This window comes from Pseudomonas sp. LBUM1641, assembly GCF_059716235.1.
Map to the genome: position 1 here is coordinate 5,548,550 of NZ_CP166815.1, position 24,574 is coordinate 5,573,123.

At 61.0% G+C, this 24,574-nt stretch carries 19 protein-coding genes; 15 read left to right on the plus strand and 4 right to left on the minus strand.

Translation table 11 applies throughout. From position 1 onward, the window contains the following. The first annotated feature begins 243 nt into the window (after positions 1-243). From ACA046_RS25550 to ACA046_RS25560, 3 genes are all read left to right on the plus strand, one after another. Complete coding sequence (locus tag ACA046_RS25550; protein ID WP_076015884.1) at positions 244-708, plus strand: LTXXQ domain protein; 465 nt, start codon at positions 244-246, stop codon at positions 706-708. A 65-nt stretch (positions 709-773) separates the two neighbouring features. Then, positions 774-2,117 (plus strand): sensor histidine kinase, encoded by a 1,344-nt coding sequence (locus ACA046_RS25555; protein ID WP_459023290.1) that lies wholly within the window; start codon positions 774-776, stop codon positions 2,115-2,117. Positions 2,118-2,157: 40 nt separating this feature from the next. Then, positions 2,158-3,507 (plus strand): CoA transferase, encoded by a 1,350-nt coding sequence (locus tag ACA046_RS25560; RefSeq protein WP_497675223.1) that lies wholly within the window; start codon positions 2,158-2,160, stop codon positions 3,505-3,507. 122 nt (positions 3,508-3,629) lie between these two features. Here ACA046_RS25560 and ACA046_RS25565 read toward each other — a convergent pair whose 3' ends face one another. Beyond that, positions 3,630-4,493, minus strand: coding sequence for a DNA-3-methyladenine glycosylase family protein (locus ACA046_RS25565; RefSeq protein WP_497677137.1), 864 nt, complete (start codon positions 4,491-4,493; stop codon positions 3,630-3,632). 2 nt (positions 4,494-4,495) lie between these two features. Then, complete coding sequence (arcD, locus tag ACA046_RS25570; protein WP_497675224.1) at positions 4,496-5,923, minus strand: arginine-ornithine antiporter; 1,428 nt, start codon at positions 5,921-5,923, stop codon at positions 4,496-4,498. Between the two features lie 450 nt (positions 5,924-6,373). Between arcD (ACA046_RS25570) and arcD (ACA046_RS25575) the strand changes: the two genes are divergently transcribed. The 12 genes from arcD (ACA046_RS25575) to ACA046_RS25630 all read left to right on the plus strand — a co-directional run bounded on the left by arcD (ACA046_RS25575) (position 6,374) and on the right by ACA046_RS25630 (position 20,764). After that, positions 6,374-7,801: an arginine-ornithine antiporter gene (gene arcD, locus ACA046_RS25575; protein ID WP_459023296.1), complete on the plus strand. Its 1,428-nt coding sequence runs from the start codon at positions 6,374-6,376 to the stop codon at positions 7,799-7,801. 24 nt (positions 7,802-7,825) lie between these two features. Then, positions 7,826-9,082, plus strand: a complete 1,257-nt coding sequence (arcA, locus tag ACA046_RS25580) for an arginine deiminase (RefSeq protein ID WP_017475703.1) — start codon at positions 7,826-7,828, stop codon at positions 9,080-9,082. Between the two features lie 11 nt (positions 9,083-9,093). Next, positions 9,094-10,104 carry an ornithine carbamoyltransferase gene (locus tag ACA046_RS25585; protein ID WP_003220053.1) on the plus strand — a complete coding sequence of 337 codons (1,011 nt, stop codon included), beginning with the start codon at positions 9,094-9,096 and terminating at the stop codon, positions 10,102-10,104. A gap of 148 nt (positions 10,105-10,252) precedes the next feature. After that, entirely contained in the window at positions 10,253-11,182 is a 930-nt protein-coding gene (arcC, locus tag ACA046_RS25590; RefSeq protein WP_497675225.1) for a carbamate kinase, read from the plus strand. A gap of 18 nt (positions 11,183-11,200) precedes the next feature. Then, positions 11,201-11,563, plus strand: a complete 363-nt coding sequence (locus tag ACA046_RS25595; protein WP_459023301.1) for a DUF5064 family protein — start codon at positions 11,201-11,203, stop codon at positions 11,561-11,563. A gap of 185 nt (positions 11,564-11,748) precedes the next feature. Next, positions 11,749-13,257, plus strand: a complete 1,509-nt coding sequence (gene gcsR / locus ACA046_RS25600) for a transcriptional regulator GcsR (protein ID WP_076015351.1) — start codon at positions 11,749-11,751, stop codon at positions 13,255-13,257. Between the two features lie 392 nt (positions 13,258-13,649). Further along, positions 13,650-14,033: a glycine cleavage system protein GcvH gene (gene gcvH, locus ACA046_RS25605; RefSeq protein WP_003220049.1), complete on the plus strand. Its 384-nt coding sequence runs from the start codon at positions 13,650-13,652 to the stop codon at positions 14,031-14,033. 10 nt (positions 14,034-14,043) lie between these two features. Further along, positions 14,044-16,890, plus strand: a complete 2,847-nt coding sequence (gene gcvP, locus ACA046_RS25610; protein ID WP_497675226.1) for an aminomethyl-transferring glycine dehydrogenase — start codon at positions 14,044-14,046, stop codon at positions 16,888-16,890. 147 nt (positions 16,891-17,037) lie between these two features. Further along, positions 17,038-18,414 (plus strand): L-serine ammonia-lyase, encoded by a 1,377-nt coding sequence (locus tag ACA046_RS25615; RefSeq protein ID WP_497675227.1) that lies wholly within the window; start codon positions 17,038-17,040, stop codon positions 18,412-18,414. 39 nt (positions 18,415-18,453) lie between these two features. Next, positions 18,454-19,578 (plus strand): glycine cleavage system aminomethyltransferase GcvT, encoded by a 1,125-nt coding sequence (gene gcvT, locus ACA046_RS25620; RefSeq protein ID WP_497675228.1) that lies wholly within the window; start codon positions 18,454-18,456, stop codon positions 19,576-19,578. A 389-nt stretch (positions 19,579-19,967) separates the two neighbouring features. Next, on the plus strand, positions 19,968-20,180 hold the full coding sequence (locus ACA046_RS25625) for a cold-shock protein (protein ID WP_003316897.1): 213 nt from the start codon (positions 19,968-19,970) through the stop codon (positions 20,178-20,180). Between the two features lie 95 nt (positions 20,181-20,275). Next, on the plus strand, positions 20,276-20,764 hold the full coding sequence (locus tag ACA046_RS25630) for an RDD family protein (RefSeq protein WP_003220044.1): 489 nt from the start codon (positions 20,276-20,278) through the stop codon (positions 20,762-20,764). 876 nt (positions 20,765-21,640) lie between these two features. On the opposite strand, the gene nadA is transcribed toward ACA046_RS25630, so the two are convergent. Together nadA and ACA046_RS25640 are read right to left on the minus strand one after the other, a co-directional pair. Beyond that, complete coding sequence (gene nadA / locus ACA046_RS25635; protein ID WP_003209852.1) at positions 21,641-22,699, minus strand: quinolinate synthase NadA; 1,059 nt, start codon at positions 22,697-22,699, stop codon at positions 21,641-21,643. 220 nt (positions 22,700-22,919) lie between these two features. Then, positions 22,920-24,491: a lactate dehydrogenase gene (locus tag ACA046_RS25640; RefSeq protein ID WP_497675229.1), complete on the minus strand. Its 1,572-nt coding sequence runs from the start codon at positions 24,489-24,491 to the stop codon at positions 22,920-22,922. Positions 24,492-24,574 lie beyond the last annotated feature (83 nt).

Sequence of the window (24,574 nt, forward strand, 5' to 3'; positions counted from 1 at the left end):
GCACGTAGCAGCTGTCGAGCCTTGGCGAGGCTGCGATGCAGGCGCTGCGGTCTGACAGATGTACCGAGGAGATGCCGTCGCAGCCTCGCCAAGGCTCGACAGCTGCTACGGTCGCCAATAGTTTTGTCAGCCCTGCCCAAAATCCTCTTTACCCAAGCTTTACCGTCCCCTGACTGCCGCTGACCTTGATCTCCGTAATCTACTCACATCCGGACTCACCGGAATAGAGACAGGAGAATCACCATGCGCAAGACCCTTATCGCTTTGATGTTCGCCGCTGCCCTGCCCACCGTTGCCATGGCAGCCATGCCAGAAGGCCCAGGCCCGATGGGCGGTCCTGAAGGCCACATGATGGGTGGCCCAGGCCACGGTGGTGAACACGGCATGCGGGGCAAAGGTGGCCCTTTCAGCCAGTTGGACCTGAGCCCTGAACAGCGCCAGCAGATCGGCAAATTGATGGGCCAGCAGTGGCACGCTCGCAAAGAGCTGGTCAAGAAGTACCTGGATAAACTCCCGGCCGCTGACCAGAAAGCCATGCAAGACGAAATGGCTGCCGGCAAACAGAAAACCCAGGCCGACATCCGTGCCGTGCTGAAACCCGATCAACAGAAGAAATTCGACGAGATCGCCAAGAAACAAGCCGAGCGCCGCGCCGAGTGGAAGGAATTCCAGGCCTGGAAAGCCCAGCAGCCGCAAAAAGCGCAATAATGATCTAGCTTCACTCCCAGCCCAGTGGTCAACGCCGCTGGGCTTTTCCTGTTTGAGGGTTTCTTGTGCGTTCATTGTTCTGGCGCGTCCTAGCCAGCTTCTGGCTGGCCATCGCCCTGGTTGCCGGGTTGTCGATCCTGCTTGGGCATATGCTCAACCAGGACGCCTGGATTCTCAGCCGCCACCCCGGGCTCAATAACCTCGCGCAGGAATGGACGCAGCTCTATGAGGCCCAAGGCGAGGACGCCGCCCAGGAGTTGCTGCAGCAGCGCAAGCGTCAGTACCACATCGACGTGCAAGTGCTTAATGAAAGTGGTGAGCCCGTGGTACGCGGCACCTTCCCGCGCCGCGCCGCCGCCCTCGAAGCCCGGCAAAACGACAGCCAGGACCGCCACCTGCCCTGGCGACGCCTGACCGCCGAGTACACCAGCGAAAAAACCGGCGACACTTACCTGCTGATCTACCGCATTCCCCACCCGGAGCTGGACGCCTGGCACCGCAGCAGCCTGCTGTGGCCGTTGAGTGCCCTGGCAATCGCGCTGGTGGTGCTGACCCTGTTCAGCCTGCTGGTGACGCTGTCTATCACCCGCCCCCTCAGCCGCCTGCGCAGCGCAGTGCATGACCTGGGCCAGACTACCTACCAGCAAAACAGCCTGGCGCGGCTGGCCAACCGCCGCGATGAATTCGGCGTGCTCGCTACCGACTTCAACCGCATGGGCGCCCGCCTGCAAAGCCTGATCGGCAGCCAGCGCCAATTGCTGCGGGACGTGTCCCACGAACTGCGCTCACCCCTGGCCCGCCTGCGGATCGCCCTGGCCCTGGCAGAACGCGCCACACCCGAGGCACGGGAGAAACTCTGGCCGCGCCTGACCCGCGAATGCGACCGCCTGGAAGCGCTGATCAGCGAGATCCTGGTACTCGCCCGGGTGGATGCCGACAACGCCAGCGCCGAAGACATCGACCTCAACCCACTGCTCAAAACCCTGCAAAAAGATGCCTTGCTCGGCGCGCCGGACCAACCCGTACAGCTCAATGCCGAGGCCGGGCTGCACCTCAAGGGCTGGCCGACCATGATCGAACGCGCGGTGGACAACTTGCTGCGCAACGCCCAACGCTTCAACCCGCCGGGCCAACCGATTGAACTGGACGCCAGACGCCAGGGCGAACGCATTGTGATCAGCGTACGCGACCACGGCCCGGGTGTGGACGCCGAACACCTGAGCCAACTGGGCGAGCCGTTTTACCGCGCCCCGGGGCAAACTGCCCAAGGTCACGGCCTGGGCCTGGCCATCGCGCGGCGCGCCGCAGAACGTCATGGCGGCAGCCTGATCCTGGCGAATCATCCCGACGGCGGTTTTATCGCCAGCGTGGATTTGCCGCTGGAGCCAGGGGTTGTCATTCAACCCTGATGATCTTCTATGATGGTCCTTCTCATAAGGAGGGCCTTTGATGACTGATCTGCTCACCCCCATCCAGGAAGCACTCGACTTACCCATCACCCCGCTGGCCTTCACCGAGGCCGGCGCCCTGCCCTCGACCTTTGCCGTCACCGAACTGGCCAGCGCCAGCATCGGCGCTGCGGGCCAGGCAGTTGCCCAGTTGCTGCTGCAGCAAACCGGGCGTCTGCCCTCGGTGACCGTAGACCGGCGCCTCGCCTCATTCTGGTTCTCCTCGTCCCTGCGTCCCGATGGCTGGACCACACCGCCGCTGTGGGACCCGATTGCCGGAGACTACGCCTGCGCCGATGGCTGGATTCGCCTGCACACCAATGCACCGCATCACCGTGCCGCCGCCGAGCGCGTACTCGGTCAGGTCGCTGACCGTGACGCGATAGCCGCGAAGGTTGCGCCATGGAACGCTGCCGAGCTGGAACAGGCGATCGTCGAAGCCAACGGCTGTGCGGCGCAGATGCGCTCGTGGCAAGACTGGCAGGTGCATCCACAAGGTTTGGCGGTCAATCAGGAACCGCTGGTCCATCGCCAGACCTTTGCAGCCCTCAGCGACAAACCCTGGCTGGGCTCGGTGGCAAGACCGCTGGCGGGCATCAAGTTGCTGGACCTGACGCGCGTATTGGCCGGCCCCACTGCCAGTCGTTTCCTGGCAGGCCTTGGCGCCGATGTACTGCGCATCGATTCCCCTGACTGGAACGAACCCGGCGTGGTACCAGAAATGACCCTGGGCAAGCGCTGCGCCCGCCTGGACCTGAAAAATGCCGACGACCGGCAAATCTTCGAAAACCTGCTCAAGGACACCGACATTCTGCTGCACGGCTACCGCGCCGATGCATTGGAGCAGTTGGGCTACGGTGAGGCCGCGTTGCAAGCCATCGCTCCCGGCCTGATCGACGCCAGCCTCAACGCTTACGGCTGGAGCGGCCCGTGGCGCAATCGGCGAGGGTTCGACAGCCTGGTGCAAATGAGTACCGGGATTGCCGAGGCCGGCCAGCAGTGGAAAAAGTCGAACAAGCCGGTGCCGCTGCCATTGCAGGCACTGGATCACGCCACCGGGTATTTGATGGCGGCGAGTGCAATCCAGGCATTGAGTGAACGATTGAAATCCGGGCGCGGCGGTTCGGCGCAGCTGTCCCTCGCACGCACGGCAAAACTGTTGGTGGACGCAGGGCAAGTCCCGGAACAACTACCGCTGCGGGCCGAAGAACCGGGCGATCAAGGCTTGGTGGTTGAGCAAACAGCCTGGGGCCCGGCCCACCGGTTGCTGCCCCCGGTGACCATCAGCGGGACACCGTTGCAGTGGGATTTGCCGGCAGGGGAATTGGGCTCACACCGCCCGCAGTGGTGACCAAGATCCTGTGGCGAGGGAGCTTGCTCCCGCTGGACTGCGCAGCAGGCCCCTGCTTTGGGGTCGATGGGGCCGCTTCGCGCCCCAGCGGGAGCAAGCTCCCTCGCCACAGGTATGCAGCATCAGTCCACCCGGCTCAGTGATGTCCACAAATGCTGCGCCGCGTAGGCTCTAAGCGGTCGCCAGGCCTCGGCCCGCGCCAGCAACTGGCGTGGGCTCACCGGCCCGCCTTCCAGCGCCACCAGCGCATTGATCAAGCCGATATCCCCCGAGGCAAACGCATCCTGCTCACGCATCTGGCGCATGGCGATGTACTGCGCCGTCCAGTCTCCAATCCCCGGTAATGCCACCAACCGCGCCACGCCTTCCTTCAGGCTCGCCTTCGGCTGGAAAATCTGCGGGTCATCCAGTAAGGCCTGCGCCACACCCGACAAAGTGCGCCCGCGAGTTTTCGGCATGCCGAGGGTCGCCAGGTCCGCCGCCGCCAGCACCTCGGCGGCGGGAAATACATGAGTCACACTGGCATGGGGCATCACCAACGGCGTGCCGTACTGCGCCACCAGCTTGCCCGCCAGCTTGATCGCGGCCACCACGGTAATCTGCTGGCCCAACACCGCGCGGATCGCCAACTCCAGCCCATCCCAGGTTCCAGGCACCCGCAGGCCGGGACGCACCGCAACCAACCTGGCCATCAAAGGATCAGTCGCCAGTTGCCGATTGATCAGCGTCGGGTCAGCCGACAGGTCAAACATGTCACGTAACCGTCGCTCAATTTCTGGCAATGCAGCCGGGTCGGGGAAGTCCACCGTTGCTTCAAGCCAATCACCGGCCCCGGGCGACACACTGAGCCAACCCTGCTGACCGTCGACACTGATACTGCGCGAGTACACGCCGCCGTCCACCGTCTCCAGTCCGGTAATCGCCCGCGCCGACAAGAAGCCCAACATCGCCGCCCAGTCATACGGCGCCTGATACGCCAGTTGCATCCTCACAACGACAACACCCCGCTGTACAACCCATACGCCGCCAGGCTCGCCCCGGCGATCACACAGGCGAAAATGCCTTTTTCCAGGTGGGTAAACAAGGTCTGGCCCTGCTCGCGCTTGGCCAACGCAAACAGGATCACCCCCGGCGCATACAATAGTGCCGACAGCAGCAAATACTTCAAGCCTGCGGCGTAAAGCAGCCACACCGCATAAGCCAAAGCTATCAGGCTCACCAGCAAGTCCTTCATGCGTTCGCCATGGGCGCCTTCGTAGGTTTCACCGCGCCCGCTCAACAGCACCGCATAAGCCGCCGACCACAGGTAGGGCACTAAAATCATCGACGACGCCAGGTAGATCAGGGTGGTGTAGGTGCTTTCCGAAAACAGCGTGATCACCAGGAACAGCTGGATCATTACATTGGTCAGCCACAACGCATTGACCGGCACCTGGTTGACGTTTTCCTTTTTCAGGAATGCGGGCATGGTTTTGTCATGGGCGGTGGCGTAGAGAATTTCGGCGCAGAGCAACGCCCACGACAGCAGCGCGCCCAGCAACGAAACCGCCAGCCCGATGCTGATCAACAGCGCACCCCACGGGCCGACGATATGTTCCAGCACCCCGGCCAGGGACGGGTTTTGCAGGTTGGCAAGTTCCGGCTGGCTCATGATCCCAAGGGACAGCAGGTTGACCAACACCAGCAGCGCCAACACTCCAAGAAAGCCAATCACCGTGGCCCGCCCCACATCCGAGCGCTTCTCGGCCCGCGCCGAGTAGACACTGGCGCCCTCGATGCCGATAAACACAAACACCGTGACCAGCATCATGTTGCGCACCTGGTCCACCACGCCGCCGAACGTCGGGTTGCTCAGGCCCCAGATATCCCGGGTAAAGATGTCGGCCTTGAATGCCACGGCGGCAATCACGATAAACATCACCAACGGCACGATCTTGGCCACGGTGGTGATCTGATTGATAAACGCCGCCTCCTTGATCCCGCGCATCACCAAAAAATGCACGGCCCACAGCAACACCGAGGCGCAGCCGATCGCCACCGGGGTATTGCCCTGGCCGAACACCGGGAAGAAGTAGCCAAGGGTGCTGAACAGCAACACGAAGTAACCGACGTTGCCCATCCAGGCGCTGATCCAGTAGCCCCAGGCCGAAGAAAAGCCCATGTAGTCGCCGAACCCGGCCTTCGCGTAGGCATACACCCCGGAATCCAGCTCAGGCTTGCGATTGGCCAAGGTCTGGAACACGAAGGCCAGGGTCAGCATGCCCACCGCGGTGATTCCCCAGCCAATCAACACCGCGCCCACTTCAGCCCGCGCCGCCATGTTCTGCGGCAACGAGAAGATCCCGCCTCCGATCATCGAGCCCACTACCAGGGCGATCAAGGCATTGAGGCGCAGCTTTTCTGACGCTTGGGACATGGGTATTCCTGAATAAATAAATAGCTGTTGAGGCAACAAGCGTGCACCCAACTAATTTATGTAACGCCAGCAGCGTTTATTAGATATAGCTAATAAACCCTAATGCCTCATAACTTAAAGGCATGACAGTAAATAACCTTCGGGTAAATTTATAATTTAAATAATTATTGAACTTTCCCGACAGTGAAACGTTGCGCGAGCCCGTTCCAAAAAGTTTGCATATCTGAAAAAAAGAACTAGCTTCAAACGTCCACGCTAATGAGAAAACCTGCTGTTTGAAACGTAGAAGCGCTCTACAACGAGCCTCTGCGTGGCGCAAGAGCGCCCGGACCTTTCATCATAAGTCATTAATTCACAATGGAATGTGCCAATAAAATGATCTGAGTCAGCTGTTTGATTAGCGCACCGATTTATTCTGTGGTCTCTCTTCTCCTGCATTGGAGTCATGCAATGTCTGAATCTCCCGGAAAACTTCGATTAGGCGCACTGGTTGCACTTGTCGTGGGTTCAATGATTGGTGGCGGGATCTTCTCACTGCCGCAAAACATGGCGGCCAGCGCCGATGTCGGCGCGGTACTGATTGGTTGGGTGATCACCGCCGTGGGCATGTTGACCCTGGCGTTCGTGTTCCAGACCCTGGCCAACCGCAAGCCTAACCTCGACGGCGGGGTCTACGCCTACGCCAAGGCCGGGTTTGGCGACTACATGGGTTTCTCGTCTGCCTGGGGCTACTGGATCAGTGCCTGGCTGGGCAACGTCGGTTACTTCGTGCTGCTGTTCAGCACCCTCGGTTACTTCTTCCCCATCTTCGGCGAAGGCAACACCCCGGCGGCGGTGATCGGCGCGTCGGTGCTGCTGTGGGCCGTGCATTTCCTGGTCCTGCGGGGCATCAAGGAAGCCGCGTTCATCAACCTGGTGACCACCGTCGCCAAGGTGGTGCCGCTGGTGCTGTTCGTGTTGATCGCTATCTTCGCGTTCAAGCTGGACATCTTCACCGCTGACATCTGGGGCGTGAAAAACCCGGACCTGGGCAGCGTGATGAACCAGGTGCGCAACATGATGCTGGTCACCGTCTGGGTGTTCATCGGCATCGAAGGCGCAAGCATCTTCTCGTCCCGTGCCGAAAAACGCTCCGACGTCGGCAAGGCCACCGTGATTGGTTTTATCACCGTGCTGCTGTTCCTGATGCTGGTGAACGTGCTGTCCCTGGGCATCATGACCCAACCGGAACTGGCCAAGCTGCAGAACCCTTCGATGGCCGCCGTGCTGGAACATGTGGTGGGTCACTGGGGCGCGGTGCTGATCAGCGTCGGCTTGATCATTTCCTTGCTCGGAGCGCTGCTGTCGTGGGTGCTGCTGTGTGCGGAGATCATGTTCGCCGCCGCCAAGGACCACACCATGCCGGAGTTCCTGCGTAAGGAAAACGCCAACCACGTGCCGGTCAACGCCCTGTGGCTGACCAACGCCATGGTGCAGATCTTCCTGGTGATCACGCTGTTTTCCGCCAGTACTTACCTGTCGCTGATCTATCTCGCCACCTCGATGATCCTGGTGCCTTACCTGTGGTCGGCGGCCTATGCGCTGCTGCTGGCGGTGCGCGGCGAGACCTACGAAAACGCCCTGGCCGAACGCAAGAAAGACCTGTTCATCGGCGCGATCGCACTGATCTACGCGGTGTGGCTGCTCTACGCCGGCGGCACCAAATACCTGCTGCTCTCCGCCCTGCTCTATGCACCTGGCGCGATCCTGTTCGCCAAGGCCAAGCACGAACTGGGCAAACCGATTTTCACCAATGTCGAGAAGCTGATTTTCGCCGCAGTAGTCATTGGCGCCCTGGTGGCGGCCTATGGGCTCTACGACGGTTTCCTGACCCTGTAATTATTGTTCACTGGAGGATCTGTAATGACCACGGAAAAAGTGAAGTACGGCGTACATTCCGAAGCCGGCAAACTGCGCAAAGTCATGGTGTGCTCCCCAGGTTTGGCCCATCAGCGGCTGACCCCCAACAACTGCGATGAACTGCTGTTCGATGACGTGTTGTGGGTGGCCCAGGCCAAGCGCGACCACTTCGACTTCGTGACCAAGATGCGCGAACGCGACATCGATGTGCTGGAAATGCACAACCTGCTGACCGACATCGTCGCCATCCCCGAAGCGCTGGACTGGATCCTGGCGCGCAAGATCACCGCCAACCAGGTCGGCCTGGGGCTGGTCAATGAAGTCAGCTCGTGGCTGCGCAGCCTGGAGCCGCGCAAGGTCGCCGAGTTCCTGATCGGTGGTGTGTCGGCCGATGACCTGCCGAGCAGCTTCGGCGGCAAGACCATCGAGATGTTCCGCGACTTCCTCGGCCACTCCAGTTTCATTCTGCCGCCGCTGCCCAACACCCAGTTCACCCGCGACACCACCTGCTGGATATACGGCGGCGTGACGCTGAACCCGATGTACTGGCCGGCACGACGCCAGGAAACCCTGCTGGCAAGCGCCATCTACAAATTCCACCCCGAGTTCACCAACGCCGACTTCCAGGTGTGGTACGGCGATCCGGACCAGGAACACGGCAACGCCACCCTGGAAGGCGGCGACGTGATGCCGATCGGTAACGGCGTGGTGTTGATCGGCATGGGCGAGCGTTCCTCGCGCCAGGCCATCGGCCAACTCGCCCTGAACCTGTTCAAGCACAAAGCCGTAGAACGCGTAATCGTCGCCGGCCTGCCGAAATCCCGCGCGGCGATGCACCTCGACACCGTGTTCAGCTTCTGCGACCGCGACCTGGTCACGATCTTCCCGGAAGTGGTTAACCAGATCGTCGCTTTCACCCTGCGCCCGGACGAGACCAAGCCCGGCGGCATCGATATCCAGCGCGAAAAAACCAACTTCCTCGACACCGTCGCCGCCGCCCTGAACCTCAAGGCCCTGCGTGTAGTGGAAACCGGCGGCAACAGCTTCGCCGCCGAGCGCGAGCAGTGGGATGACGGCAACAACGTGGTGGCCGTGGAGCCTGGCGTGGTGATCGGCTATGACCGCAACACCTACACCAACACCCTGCTGCGCAAGGCCGGTGTGGAAGTCATCACCATCAGCGCCGGTGAACTCGGCCGCGGCCGTGGCGGCGGCCACTGCATGACCTGCCCGATCATTCGCGACCCAATCGACTACTAAGGAGATCCATCATGGCTTTCAACATGCGCAACCGCAGCCTGCTGTCGCTGATGCATCACACCACCCGCGAACTGCACTACCTGCTCGACCTGTCCCGCGACCTCAAGCGCGCCAAATACACCGGCACCGAGCGTCCGCACCTGAAGGGCAAAAACATCGCGCTGATCTTCGAAAAAACCTCGACCCGCACCCGTTGCGCGTTCGAAGTCGCGGCCCACGACCAGGGTGCCCACGTCACCTACATCGACCCGGTGTCGTCGCAGATCGGCCACAAAGAAAGCATGAAAGACACGGCCCGCGTCCTGGGCCGGATGTTCGATGCCATTGAGTACCGTGGTTTTGAACAGGAGATCGTCGAAGAGCTGGCCAAGTTCGCCGGGGTGCCGGTGTTCAACGGCCTGACCGCCGAATTCCACCCGACCCAAATGATCGCCGACACCCTGACCATGCGCGAGCACAGCGACAAGCCGCTGCATGACATCAGCTACGCCTACCTGGGCGACGCCCGCTACAACATGGGCAACTCGCTGCTGATGATCGGCGCCAAGCTGGGCATGGACGTACGCATCGGCGCGCCGAAAGCCCTGTGGCCACATGCTGACTTCATCAAGCAGTGCCAGGCATTCGCCGAAGAAAGTGGCGCGCGCATCACCATCACCGAAGACCCGAAAGAGGCGGTGAAAGGCGTCGACTTCATCCACACCGATATCTGGGTGTCCATGGGCGAACCGGTGGAAGCGTGGGACGAGCGCATCGAGCAACTGCTGCCGTACCAGGTCAACGCCAAGATGATGAAGGCCTCGGGCAATCCACGGGTGAAATTCATGCACTGCCTGCCGGCGTTCCACAACAGCGAAACCAAGGTCGGCAAGGACATCGCCGCGCGTTATCCGAACCTGGCCAACGGTGTGGAAGTAACCGAAGAAGTGTTTGAGTCCCCGGCCAACATCGCCTTTGAGCAGGCGGAAAACCGCATGCATACCATCAAGGCGATCCTGGTGTCGGCGTTGGCGGATATCTAAACCCTGCTGCGATCACACTGTAGGAGCGAGCTTGCTCGCGAAAAACTCAAGGGCACCGCGTTCATTCAGGATGCACGCGTTATCGTTGACCTCCATCGCGAGCAAGCTCGCTCCTACAAAGGATTGCGAGCTCTAGAAGGATTGAATTATGCGTATCGTCGTTGCACTGGGCGGCAACGCCCTTCTGCGCCGTGGTGAACCCATGACCGCAGACAATCAACGGGCCAATATCCGCATCGCCACCGAACAGATCGCCAAGATCCACAGCGGCAACGAGCTGGTGATTGCCCACGGCAATGGCCCGCAAGTGGGCCTGCTGTCGCTGCAAGCGGCGGCTTACACCCAAGTGTCGCCGTACCCGCTGGATGTGCTGGGCGCCGAAACCGAAGGCATGATCGGCTACATCATCGAACAGGAACTGGGCAACCTGCTGGACTTCGAAGTGCCGTTCGCCACGCTGTTGACCCAGGTTGAAGTCGACGCCAAGGACCCGGCCTTCCAGAACCCGACCAAGCCGATCGGCCCGGTCTACTCCAAGGCCGAAGCGGAAAAACTCGCCGCCGAAAAAGGCTGGGCGATTGCCCCCGATGGCGACAAATATCGCCGCGTGGTCGCCAGCCCACGGCCCAAGCGGATCTTTGAAATCCGCCCGATCCAGTGGCTGCTGGAAAAAGGCAGCATCGTGATCTGCGCCGGTGGCGGCGGCATTCCGACGATGTATGGCGAAGACGGCAAGCTCAAGGGCATTGAAGCCGTGATCGACAAAGACCTGTGCTCCTCGTTGCTGGCCGGGCAACTGGACGCCGATTTGCTGGTGATCGCCACCGACGTCAATGCTGCGTTTATCGACTTCGGCAAACCGACGCAGAAAGCCATCGGCCAGGCGCACCCGGACGAAATCGAAAAGCTCGGCTTCGCCGCCGGCTCCATGGGGCCCAAGGTCCAGGCCGCCTGCGAGTTCGCCCGCCAGACTGGCAAAACCGCAGTGATCGGTTCACTCTCGGACATCGAAGCGATCGTCCAGGGCACTGCCGGCACGCGAATCAGCAGGGCGAAACCCGGAATCACCTACCTGTGAAGTAGAGGAGAAATGCCTATGGCTACCTTTGAACCTGGTCACCTGCACATCGAACGCCACGCGCTGAACAAGGATGACTACAGCTATAACCTGTGCATCGACTACGAAGTCAGCCAGGACCCAAAGGAAGGCAAAGGAATGCTCTTCAAAATGCACGGCTCGGTGCAGGACAAGGAGCTCAAGGAAGAGTTTTTCCTGCCCAAGGACCAGTCGTTCGACTTCGCCCGGCACGCGATGAATATCGCGCAGAAGTACGGCATGCCGAAGGTTGCCGTGCTCAATGGGCAAATGCACAAGCAGTACGATTTGATGTTTGAAGATGTGCGGCACCAGTTGGATGTGAAGCCGGGGGATCCGGTCAAACCCGAACACCTCGAATAACCGCGGCCACAACCCACTGTAGGAGCGAGCTTGCTCGCGAAGGTCGCCAACGATAACGCTGGCATCCTGAATGAACGCGGTGCTTGTGCGTTTTTCGCGAGCAAGCTCGCTCCTACAGATTTCACCTGACCCCTCCTCCAAGGCATACTTGCCGCCTATCGCTCGCCAGAACCGCTAACCGCCCCATGCGTATCCACGTCAGCTTCATCGACCGCGTCGGCATCACCCAGGAAGTCCTGGCCTTGCTCGGTGGGCGCAATCTCAACCTGGATGCGGTGGAAATGGTTCCGCCCAACGTCTACATCGACGCCCCGACCCTGAGCGCCGAGGTGCTGGAAGAACTGCGCGATGCACTGTTCAGCGTGCGCGGCGTGCAAGCCGTGACCGTGGTCGACATCCTCCCCGGCCAGCGCCAGCACCTGCAACTCGACGCCCTGCTCGCCGCCATGACCGACCCGGTACTGGCCCTGGACAGCGCCGGCAAGATCCTCCTGGCCAACCCGGCCTTGATCGCCTTGTACGGTCGCGAGCCCGCCGGCGAGAGCATCAACGAACTGTTCGACGACCCAAAGTTGCTGGCCACCTTGCTCGAACACGGCTTTCGCCTGGCCCTGCGGGAAATCAACGTGAACGGCCAGACCCTGCTGCTGGACGCCACGCCGATCACCGACGCCGGCGCCCTGCTGACCCTGTACCAACCCAACCGCATCGGCGAACAACTGTCGGCGCTGCACCACGACCATGCCGAAGGTTTCGACGCGCTGCTGGGCGAGTCCCCGGCGATCCGCACCCTCAAGGCACGGGCGCAACGGGTGGCGGCGCTGGATGCACCGTTGTTGATCCAGGGCGAGACCGGTACCGGCAAGGAACTGGTCGCCCGCGCCTGCCACGCCATCAGCGCGCGGCACAGTGCGCCGTTCCTGGCCCTGAACTGCGCGGCGCTGCCCGAAAACCTGGCCGAGAGCGAGCTGTTCGGCTACGCACCTGGCGCGTTCACCGGCGCCCAGCGTGGCGGCAAGCCGGGGCTGATGGAACTGGCGAACCAGGGCACGGTGTTCCTCGACGAAATCGGCGAGATGTCGCCGTACTTGCAGGCCAAGTTGCTGCGGTTTCTCAACGACGGCAGCTTCCGCCGGGTAGGCGGCGACCGTGAGGTGAAGGTCAATGTGCGGATCCTCAGCGCCACCCACCGCGACCTGGAAAAAATGGTCAGCGAAGGCACCTTCCGCGAAGACCTGTTCTACCGCCTCAATGTGCTCAACGTCGAAGTACCGCCCCTGCGCGAGCGTGGCCAGGACATCCTGCTGCTGGCCCGCTACTTCATGCAGCAGGCCTGCGCGCAGATCCAGCGCCCGGTCTGCCGCCTGGCGCCGGGCACCTATCCGGCGCTGCTGGGCAACCGCTGGCCGGGCAACGTGCGGCAGTTGCAGAACGTGATCTTCCGCGCCGCCGCCATTTGCGAAAGCAGCCTGGTGGACATTGGCGACCTGGACATTGCCGGCACCTCGGTCGCGCGCCAGAACGACGGTGAAGTCGACAGCCTGGAGCAGGCGGTGGAAGACTTCGAGCGCGGGTTGCTGGAGAAGCTGTATGTCAGCTATCCGTCCACTCGCCAGCTGGCCAGCCGCCTGCAAACTTCCCACACCGCCATTGCCCACCGCTTGCGCAAGTACGGCATTCCCAACAAGCCCTGACCGCTGTAGGAGCGAGCTTGCTCGCGAAAAACTCAAGCACACCGCGCTCATTCAGGCTTCCCGCGTCATCGTTAGCGACCTTCGCGAGCAAGCTCGCTCCTACAAGGGTGTTGCAGCTAAAAGCGACACCTACCTGTACTGAAAGCGCTACAGCGGAACGATATCGATACACACCGCCTCAGCCGTCGCCATGCAAGGCTTTGATCCTCATAGGCTTTTTTTCAACGGTCCAGCTGTAGCGATATCGCTACAGCCAACGTTCGAACATCACGCACCATAATCAGTAACCAATTGTTTTATAAAGATAAAAAAACATTGGCCGCGATTTTGCTAAGCAACTCCCCATTATTCCAATCCCGTCCACCAGACGAATCTGGCCCTGAGGAGTTTCCATGAGCGAGTTGCGCTTTACTGAAGATCACGAATGGCTGCGCGCCGAAGCCGACGGCAGCGTTACCGTGGGCATTACCGCTTTTGCGCAGAACGCGCTGGGTGATGTGGTTTTCGTGCAACTGCCTGAACTGCAGTCCTACGACAAGGGCGCAGAAGCCTCCACCGTTGAATCGGTCAAGGCAGCCAGCGGCGTGTACATGCCGCTGGACGGCGAAGTCCTCGAAGTGAACGACAAGCTGGACGGCAGCCCCGAACTGGTCAACGAAGACCCGATGGGCGAAGGCTGGTTCTTCCGCTTTAAACCGGCTGATGCCGATGCAGTAGCTAAGCTGTTGGATCAGGATGCGTACGACCGCCTGATCAAAGCCAACGCTGAAGCCTGAGGAGCGCGCCATGACTAATCTGACCACCGCCAACGAATTCATCGCCCGCCACATCGGCCCGCGCCAGGACGACGAGCAACACATGCTCGCCACACTGGGCTTTGATTCGCTGGAAGCCCTGAGCGCCAGCGTGATCCCGGAGAGCATCAAGGGCACCGCCGTACTGGGCCTGAGCGACGGCCTGAGCGAGGCCGACGCACTGGCTTCGATCAAGGCGATTGCCGCCAAGAACGAGCTGTTCAAGACCTACATCGGCCAGGGCTACTACAACTGCCACACGCCGTCGCCGATCCTGCGCAACCTGCTGGAAAACCCGGCCTGGTACACCGCCTACACGCCGTATCAGCCTGAAATTTCCCAAGGCCGCCTGGAATCGCTGCTGAACTTCCAGACGCTGATCAGCGACCTCACCGGCCTGCCGATCGCTAACGCCTCGCTGCTGGATGAAGCCACCGCCGCTGCCGAAGCCATGACCTTCTGCAAACGCCTGAGCAAGAACAAAGGCAGCAACGCGTTCTTCGCCTCCGTGCACAGCCACCCGCAAACCCTCGACGTACTGCGCACCCGTGCCGAGCCGCTGGGCATCGACGTAGTCGTGGGCGACGAGCGTGAACTGACCGACGTCAGCGCCTTCTTCGGCGCATTGCTGCAATACCCGGCGAGCAACGGTGACGTGTTCGACTACCGCGAACTGACCGAGCGCTTCCACGCCGCCAATGCGCTGGTGGCCGTGGCCGCCGACCTGCTGGCCCTGACGCTGCTGACCCCGCCGGGCGAATTCGGCGCCGACGTGGCCATCGGCAGTGCACAACGCTTCGGCGTGCCGCTGGGCTTCGGTGGCCCGCACGCGGCGTACTTCTCAACCAAGGATGCGTTCAAGCGCGACATGCCGGGCCGTCTGGTCGGTGTGTCCGTGGACCGTTTCGGCAAGCCGGCCCTGCGCCTGGCCATGCAGACCCGCGAGCAACATATCCGCCGCGAGAAGGCCACCAGCAACATCTGCACCGCCCAAGTGCTGTTGGCCAATATTGCCAGCATGTACGCCGTGTACCACGGCCCGAAAGGCCTGACCCAGATTGCCAACCGCATCCATCACCTGACCGCGATCTTCGCCAAAGGCTTGAGCGCATTGGGCCTGGCGGTTGAACAAGCCAACTTCTTCGACACCCTGACCATCAAGACCGGCGCGCAAACCGCCGCCCTGCACGACAAGGCCCGCGCCCAGCGCATTAACCTGCGTGTGGTCGATGCCGAGCGCCTTGGCCTGTCGGTGGACGAAACGACCTCCCAAGCCGATATCGAAACCCTGTGGAGCGTGTTCGCCGGCGGCAAAGCCCTGCCAGACTTCGCCGCATTGGCTGCCAGCGTTGAAAGCACCTTGCCGGCCGCGCTGCTGCGCCAGTCGCCGATCCTCAGCCACCCGGTGTTCAACCGTTATCACTCCGAAACCGAGCTGATGCGCTACCTGCGCAAGCTGGCCGACAAGGACCTGGCCCTGGATCGCACTATGATCCCGCTGGGCTCGTGCACCATGAAGCTCAACGCCGCCAGCGAAATGATCCCGGTGACCTGGGCCGAGTTCGGTGCCCTGCACCCGTTCGCCCCAGCCTCGCAAAGCGCCGGCTACCAGCAACTGACCACCGAACTGGAAGCCATGCTCTGCGCGGCCACCGGTTACGACGCGATCTCCCTGCAACCGAACGCCGGTTCCCAGGGCGAGTACGCCGGCCTGCTGGCCATCCGTGCTTATCACCAGAGCCGTGGCGAAGAGCGCCGCGACATCTGCCTGATCCCGTCGTCGGCCCACGGCACCAACCCGGCCACCGCCAACATGGCCGGCATGCGCGTAGTGGTCACCGCTTGCGATGCACGCGGTAACGTCGACATCGAAGACCTGCGCGCCAAGGCTATCGAGCACCGCGAACACCTCGCTGCGCTGATGATTACCTACCCGTCCACCCACGGCGTGTTCGAAGAAGGCATCCGCGAAATCTGCGGGATCATTCACGACAACGGCGGCCAGGTGTACATCGACGGCGCCAACATGAACGCGATGGTCGGCCTCTGCGCGCCGGGCAAGTTCGGCGGCGACGTGTCCCACCTGAACCTGCACAAGACCTTCTGCATTCCCCACGGTGGTGGCGGCCCGGGCGTTGGCCCGATTGGCGTCAAATCCCACCTGACGCCGTTCCTGCCCGGCCATGCCGCGATGGAACGCAAGGAAGGCGCGGTCTGCGCCGCACCTTTCGGCAGCGCGAGCATCCTGCCGATCACCTGGATGTACATCAGCATGATGGGCGGCGCAGGCCTCAAGCGCGCTTCGCAGTTGGCGATCCTGAATGCCAACTACATTTCCCGTCGCCTGGAAGAGCACTACCCCGTGCTGTACACCGGCAGCAATGGCCTGGTGGCCCACGAATGCATCCTCGACCTGCGCCCGTTGAAAGACAGCAGCGGCATCAGCGTGGATGACGTGGCCAAGCGCCTGATCGACTTTGGTTTCCACGCCCCGACCATGTCGTTCCCGGTGGCTGGCACCCTGATGATCGAGCCGACCGAAAGCGAATCCAGGGAAGAACTGGACCGCTTCTGCGACGCGATGATCGCCATCCGCGAAGAGATTCGCGCGGTGGAAAACGGCTCGCTGGACAAGGACGACAACCCGCTGAAGAACGCACCACACACTGCCGCGGAACTGGTTGGCGAATGGAGCCACCCATATAGCCGCGAGCAAGCGGTGTACCCGGTGGCATCGTTGATCGAAGCCAAGTACTGGCCGCCGGTTGGCCGGGTCGACAACGTGTTTGGCGATCGCAATTTGGTGTGTGCGTGCCCGTCGATCGAGAGCTACGCCTGACCGTGAATCTGTAGGAGCGAGCTTGCTCGCGAAAGACCTGAGAGCACCGCAATCATCCTGAATGAACGCGGTGTCTATCGGTTCTTCGCGAGCAAGCTCGCTCCTACAGAAAAGCGGTATCCAATAACAAGAAACCGGAGAACAACCATGTCTTTAAGCGTGTTCGACCTGTTCAAGATTGGCATCGGCCCCTCCAGCTCCCACACCGTCGGCCCGATGCGCGCTGCCGCTCGATTCGTCGAAGGCCTGAAGCGCGATAACCTGTTAGCCACCACCACCTGCGTCAAGGTGGAGCTCTACGGTTCCCTCGGCGCCACCGGTAAAGGCCACGGCAGTGACAAGGCCGTATTGCTGGGCCTGGAAGGCGAACACCCGGACACCGTGAACACTGAAACCGTCGCCGCACGCTTGTCGGAAATTCGCGGCAACGCACGCTTGAACCTGCTCGGCGAACACAGCATTGCGTTCAACGAGAAAGAACACCTGGCGATGATTCGCAAACCCCTGCCCTATCATCCCAACGGCATGATCTTCCGCGCTTTCGATGCCGCCGGCCTGCAGATTCGCAGCCGCGAGTACTACTCGGTGGGCGGCGGGTTTGTGGTGGATGAAGACGCCGCCGGCCACGACCGCATCGTCGAAGACGCCACGCCCCTGACCTTCCCGTTCAAAAGTGCCAAGGACTTGCTCGGCCATTGCGCCACCTATGGGCTGTCCATCAGCCAGGTGATGCTGACCAATGAAAGCGCCTGGCGCCCGGAAGCGGAAACCCGCGCCGGCCTGCTGAAAATCTGGCAGGTGATGCAGGATTGCGTAGACGCGGGCTGTCGCAACGAAGGGATTTTGCCGGGAGGCCTGAAGGTCAAGCGACGCGCCGCCGCGTTGCATCGCCAACTGTGCAAGCACCCGGAATCGGCGCTGCGTGATCCGTTGTCGGTGCTGGACTGGGTCAACCTGTACGCCTTGGCGGTCAACGAAGAAAACGCCAACGGCGGGCGCGTGGTAACTGCGCCCACCAATGGTGCAGCCGGGATTGTGCCGGCGGTGTTGCACTACTACATGCGCTTTATCCCGGGGGCCAGTGAAGACGGCGTGGTGCGTTTCCTGCTCACCGCCGCGGCCATCGGCATTCTGTACAAGGAAAACGCCTCGAACTCCGGCGCCGAAGTCGGCTGCCAGGGGGAAGTCGGCGTGGCCTGTTCCATGGCCGCCGGCGCCCTGTGCGAAGTGTTGGGCGGTACGGTTTCCCAGGTAGAAAACGCCGCCGAGATCGGCATGGAACACAACCTCGGCCTGACCTGCGACCCCATCGGCGGCTTGGTACAGGTGCCCTGCATCGAGCGCAACGCCATGGGTTCGGTCAAGGCCATCAATGCGGTGCGCATGGCCCTGCGCGGCGACGGGCAACACTTCGTCTCCCTCGACAAGGTCATCCGCACCATGCGCCAGACCGGCGCCGATATGAAAAGCAAATACAAGGAAACCGCCCGTGGCGGTTTGGCGGTCAACATTATCGAGTGCTGACGCCCACCAGCGCGTCCGCACGTTTTTCAGGAGCTGAATATGTCCACCGAAACCCTGTTGAAAACCCCGTTGCACGCCCTGCACCTCGAACTGGGCGCACGCATGGTGCCCTTCGCCGGCTACGACATGCCGGTGCAATACCCGCTGGGCGTAATGAAAGAACACCTGCACACCCGTGAACAGGCCGGGTTGTTCGATGTGTCGCACATGGGCCAGATCCGCCTGACCGGCGCCGGTGCCGCCAAGGCCCTGGAAACCCTGGTACCGGTGGACATCATCGACCTGCCGGTGGGCATGCAGCGCTACGCGATGTTCACCAACGAGCAAGGCGGCATCCTGGATGACCTGATGGTTGCCAACCTGGGTAACGACGAACTGTTCCTGGTGGTGAACGCTGCCTGCAAGGACCAGGACCTGGCCCACCTGCGCCAGCACATCGGTGACCAGTGCACCATCGAACCACTTTTCGAGGAACGCGCCCTGCTGGCCCTGCAAGGCCCGGCCGCTGTCAGCGTACTCGCGCGCCTGGCGCCAGAGGTCAAGCACATGACCTTCATGCAATTCGCACCGACCCGCCTGCTGGGCGTGGACTGCTACGTCAGCCGCTCGGGCTACACCGGCGAAGACGGCTTCGAAATCTCGGTGCCGGCAGCCAGCGCCGAAGCCCTGGCTCGCAGCCTGCTGGCCGAAACCGAAGTGCAGGCCATCGGCCTCGGCGCCCGCGACTCCCTGCGCCTGGAAGCCGGCCTGTGCCTCTACGGCCATGACATGAACACCGAGACCACACCGATTGAAGCCAGCCTGTTGTGGGCGATCTCCAAGGCCCGTCGCGCTGATGGCGCGCGTGCCGGCGGCTTCCCGGGTGCCGACGCAATCTTCACCCAGCAACAAACCGGTGTAAGCCGCAAACGCGTGGGCCTGTTGCCACAGGAGCGGACCCCGGTGCGTGAAGGTGCAGAGATCGTCGACGAACACGGCACCGTGATCGGCAGCGTCTGCAGCGGCGGTTTTGGCCCGAGCCTGGGTGGCCCGCTGGCCATGGGTTACCTGGACAGCGCATTCATCGCACTGGATACCGAAGTATCTGCATTGGTACGCGGGAAAAAGGTGCCACTACGTGTAAGTAAAATGCCATTCGTGCCACAACGTTACTACCGTGGTTGATTGACTGTTCCTATAAGTAACGCGGTTGCGTTAACGTGCACTAATCTGTAACGCAACCGCCACATTAAAGTGCACTGTCGATAGTCAATGTTATGTTCCGCCACCTATAACAAGTGACGAATTCTATCGAATAAAGACGTTCCACATTGTGGGCACAACTGTAATGAAGCCGAGCAAAACCTGGGCTTTTTCCGGGGCTTGTTTTTTCTGTCTTAGTTGGCGTAGAGTTTGCCCACTGTGTTTGCATGGGTCGCTTTGAACCTGGACCTGGGCAGTAGCCAAAGTTTGCTACAACCCGTTCGACGTCTCTTACTTTCCTGCAACCCAGCCCAGTACTCTTTCATCTGAAAGGGGCTGTCATTAATTTTTAGCGTCAAGGAAATAAGAAAATGGCTGAACGTCAGAGCGGTACCGTCAAGTGGTTTAACGACGAGAAAGGGTTTGGTTTTATCACTCCAGAAAGCGGTCCGGATCTGTTCGTCCACTTCCGCGCTATTCAGGGCAACGGCTTCAAAAGCCTGAAAGAAGGCCAGAAAGTGACCTTCATCGCGGTGCAAGGCCAAAAAGGCATGCAAGCCGACGAAGTACAAGCAGAAGGCTGATCCTTTCTGCGACAAAAAGCCTCTGATATGACATCAGGGGCTTTTTTATTGGCGTTCTTCCGTAAAATGGCTTTTTTCCTGCTGAGAGCCATGTCATGTCGAAACACCTGCTGAGCCCCCAAGGCGAGTTTCCCGCCGTAGGCCTGGGCCGTCGTCTGGCAGCGATGTTCTATGACTTTTTGTTGTGCACTGCCTTGCTGATCGTCACGGCCTTTATCTACAAGCTGGTGTGGATGGGGTTTGTCGGGGAGGCCAAGTTGCGGGCGCTTTCCGAGTCTGGCGCGCTGGATGGTGACCCGTTGTTGTCGACGATTTTGTTTTTTGTGTTGTTTGGTTTTTTTGCCAAGTTCTGGACGCATTCGGGGCAGACCCTGGGGATGCAGGTTTGGGGGGTGCGGGTGCAGAACGCTGATGGGTCGCGGATCAGTCTGTGGCAGGCGTTGTTGCGGTTTGTGGTGTCGATTGCTTCGTGGTTGTGCCTGGGGCTTGGGTTTATCTGGTCGTTGTTCGACAAGCAGAAACGCGGGTGGCACGACATTTATTCGGACACGCGGTTGGTGCGGGTGCCGAAGAAAAAGAAGTAGGTTTTTAGATTGGGGGCATATCCGTTGCTGCGGTTATGGCCGCTTAGGGTTCCGCTCTTACAGCGGCTCACTTTTGAAAAGCGCAAAAGTAAGCAAAACGCTCTTGCCCCACCACTCGGCACCTCGCTTAGGCTCGGTGTGCCCGCACTCCGGCAGCACGAAGCGGGCCGCCGCGACGGGGCGTCCCTGCCCCGTCGCGGCTAAACCGGCGTCCTGCCGGTTTACCCGCTCCGTACTGCCTACGTTCGGCCAGCGTGGTTTAACGGGGCGCCTAAGATCAAGATCAAAAGCAGATCAAGGGCACAGCGGCCTACCGGCCGGCTTGAGTGTGGTGAAGCAACAGCAACAGCAAAATCAGAAGCTAAAGCGGGCACGGTCCAAATGTGGGAGCGGGCTTGCTCGCGAAGGTCGTTAACGATGACGATGGCATCCTGATTCAACGCGGCGTTCTCAGGTTTTTCGCGAGCAAGCCCGCTCCCACAGAAAAGCAGCTCTGCTTTCGCTCTGGATCTTGCCTCTGCTTCACCACACTCAAGCCGGCCTGTAGGCCGCTGTGCTCTGCTTTTGATTTTGATCTGCGGGCCCCATTAACCACGATGGCCGCAAGCAGGCACGGTGGAGCGGGTAAATCGGCAGGGAAGCCGATTTAGCCGCGCCGGGCCATGGATGGCCCGTCGCGGCGGCCCGCAGAACCGGGCCGGAGTGCGGGCATGCCGAGCCTAGGCGAGGCACCGAGTGGTGGGGCAAAGACCTTTTGGTTACTTTTGGCTGGGCCGGCATTCCGGGCGTTTGCCAAAAGTGACCCGCTGTAAGAGCGGAACCCTAAGCCGCCGTTACCGCAGCAACGGACATGTACACAAACCAACCCACCGAAAATCAGGCATTCCCCGCCAACCTCAACCGAGCCGCCTGAGTAAAATCCAACATCCGCTTCAGCGGCCTAACCGCCTGCGGAATCACCGAAGGCTCAACAAAAATCTCATTACTCCCCTCACGCAAACACTGCAGCGTGCGCTCCAGGGTATTCATCGCCATCCAAGGACAATGCGCACAACTGCGACACGCCGCCCCATTCCCGGCCGTCGGCGCCTCGACAAACACCTTATCCGGGCACAACTGCTGCATCTTGTAGAAGATGCCCCGATCAGTAGCCACGATAAACGTCTTGTTCGGCAACCGCTGCGCCGCCGCGATCAACTGGCTCGTCGACCCCACCGCATCCGCCAACTCAATCACCGAAGTGGGCGACTCCGGGTGCACCAGAATCGCTGCGTCCGGGTACAACGCCTTCATGTCCTCCAGCTGCTTGGACTTGAACTCCTCGTGCACGATGCAAGCACCGTCCCACAGCAGCATGTCCGCCCCCGTCTGACGCTGGATATAGGTACCCAGATGCTTATCCGGCCCCCAGATAATCGTCTCACCGTTGTCCATCAAACTCTCGACGATCTCCAGCGCACAGCTGGAAGTCACTACCCAATCAGCCCGGGCTTTCACCGCTGCCGACGTGTTGGCATAAACCACCACAGTGCGCTCAGGGTGCTGATCACAGAACGCCGAAAACTCATCCACCGGGCAGCCAAGGTCCAGGGAGCACGTGGCTTCCAGGGTTGGCATCAGGATGCGTTTTTCAGGCGTGAGGATCTTGGCCGTCTCGCCCATGAATCGCACGCCCGCCACCAATACGGTCTTGGCCGGGTGCGCCGCGCCGAAGCGGGCCATTTCCAGGGAGTCGGAGACACAGCCACCGGTTTCTTCGGCCAGGGCCTGAATCACCGGATCGCAGTAGAAGTGCGCCACCAGCACCGCGTCCTGAGCCTTGAGCTCGGCGGCGATGGCGGCACGGTAGCCCGCCTCTTCTTCGGCGCTCAGCACCTTGGGCTGCTTGGCGTCGAGGTGGGCTTGGACCAGAAGGCGTTCGGAAATTTGCGTCATGTTCGCAAGACCTGCAGGCGCAGTTGCGCGAAAGTCGAGTGTACCACCGGCTCTGGAGCCCTTCGGGCGCCGCCGGACGAAGTGATTGTGTTCATCAAGCACGGTGAAGCTGCGCAAGGCTACAGAATATCGAATGGTTTCAAAAGCCTAATCTGGGATTCGGCGAGGCATAAAAAAAGGGAAACCCAAGCAGGGGTTTCCCTTTTTTACAACGATTGGTTTAACGGGGCAAAACGGTTGGATCGTCTTGGAGCAACACCCACTGATGCATGTTCGCCAGCGCATCCTTCAGGATGGTTTCATCAGCGCCCTGGGCCTTCTTGCCTTCCCGCGCCGCGTACTCCAGCAACACCAGGTAGTCGCGATGGCTGCTGGCCTGGTTCGGCGCCACGCTGTCTTTAACCAATATCCCCATCTCATAGCGCTGGGTGCGGGTGTTCTGGCTGGCGCTCTGGTCCACGGAGGCGTTGGTCAGGAAGCCGTCCTTGTAGGTGATATTCGCCGAGCTGCGGGCCTTGTCGTCGACCTGCACATAGAGGTAGTTCTGCGACTCGCGCTGGGTATAGAAAGACGGTGGCTTACCGCCATTGAGCGCCAAATGAAAACTGGCTTTGAGAGTTGATTGCTGGACCTGGTCGACCGTGCGATTCGAGAGGTCATTGCCGCCGACGCGGGTCTTCTGGGACACCTCATAGGCAAACGTGTCGGTTTCCATAAGACGGGACGGGTTCGGGAACGTGGCCGTCTGGCGGATGGAGGCCTTGAAATCTGCGAGACCGGTGAGCAGGCCTTGATCCGCCGCACTCCGGGTCAGTGGCTGCGGTGCCTTGATGCCCTGTGGGTAGTTGCTGTTCATGGCGGTAAACGCGTCCTTGAACATCGCCATCAGGTCAGCGTCGGCTTTGCCCCGCGCCTGGGCCTTGTCGAACTGGGCCAGGTAGCTTTTCAGCGCGATGGCCTGTTGCTTGGCGTTACCGATAATGCCGGCGTTTTTCAGGTCGACCGAAAGATTCACCTCCCCCGTCGGGCCACTCATCCGCGTCGTACGGCTCTGGCTGTCCGCATGGAATGCAAGGGTGAGGTCCTCAGCATTGCGTACTTTCAATTTGCCGCTGAGGTCCACCGAGGACAACACACTGGAATCAAACTGCGTCAGCTTGCTCAGCTCGAGTTTCGGCGGCTGGGCGGCCAGGCCGTCGATAGCCCCCTGGAAGGCTTCGCCCAACTTGGCGACTTCCTTGAGCTCGGCGGCGCTGAGGGTGCCGCCGTCCACCTTGGCCTGCGCGGCCAGGCCACCGGACTGGCTGGCCAGGCTGAAGGTGACGGTCTTGCCGCTGGCCGTCTTGACGGTGAGGCTGACCAGGTTGTCTGCCTTGCTGTGGAGCAGCGCCTGTTGAATCTTGAGCTCGTCGGGGCTTTGGGTCTTGGACGAAGTGGTGCTCAGCGCCGACTGGGAAATGTCGGTACCGCTCTTCGCAAATTGCTCGATCAGGGTAGCGCCCAGGCCGCTGAAGCCCGTGCCTCTGGGCAGCGCATAGAAATTCGTGTTGATCGCTTTAGTCACCGCATAGTAGCTGTCACTTTCCCAGGCGTTGATCGACCCATGGCCGGGCAATTGGCCGTTACGGGAATAGGTGTCGGCTTGAACCTCCACCGTGACATTGCCAAGGCTGACCACCGAGGAAGGACGCACGGCAGTGGCGTCCGTTTCTGGCGTCAGCGTCGCTGGCGGCGCAACGGCGGGTCGATTGATAAGGGGAATGGCGGAGCTGATCGGCGAAAGCGTAGTCATGACGATCCCTGTCTTGAGCTGAATTACGCCTAATTTAACCAAGACAGGCAGGGTTTGGTAGCACGATTGATACAATTGCTAGC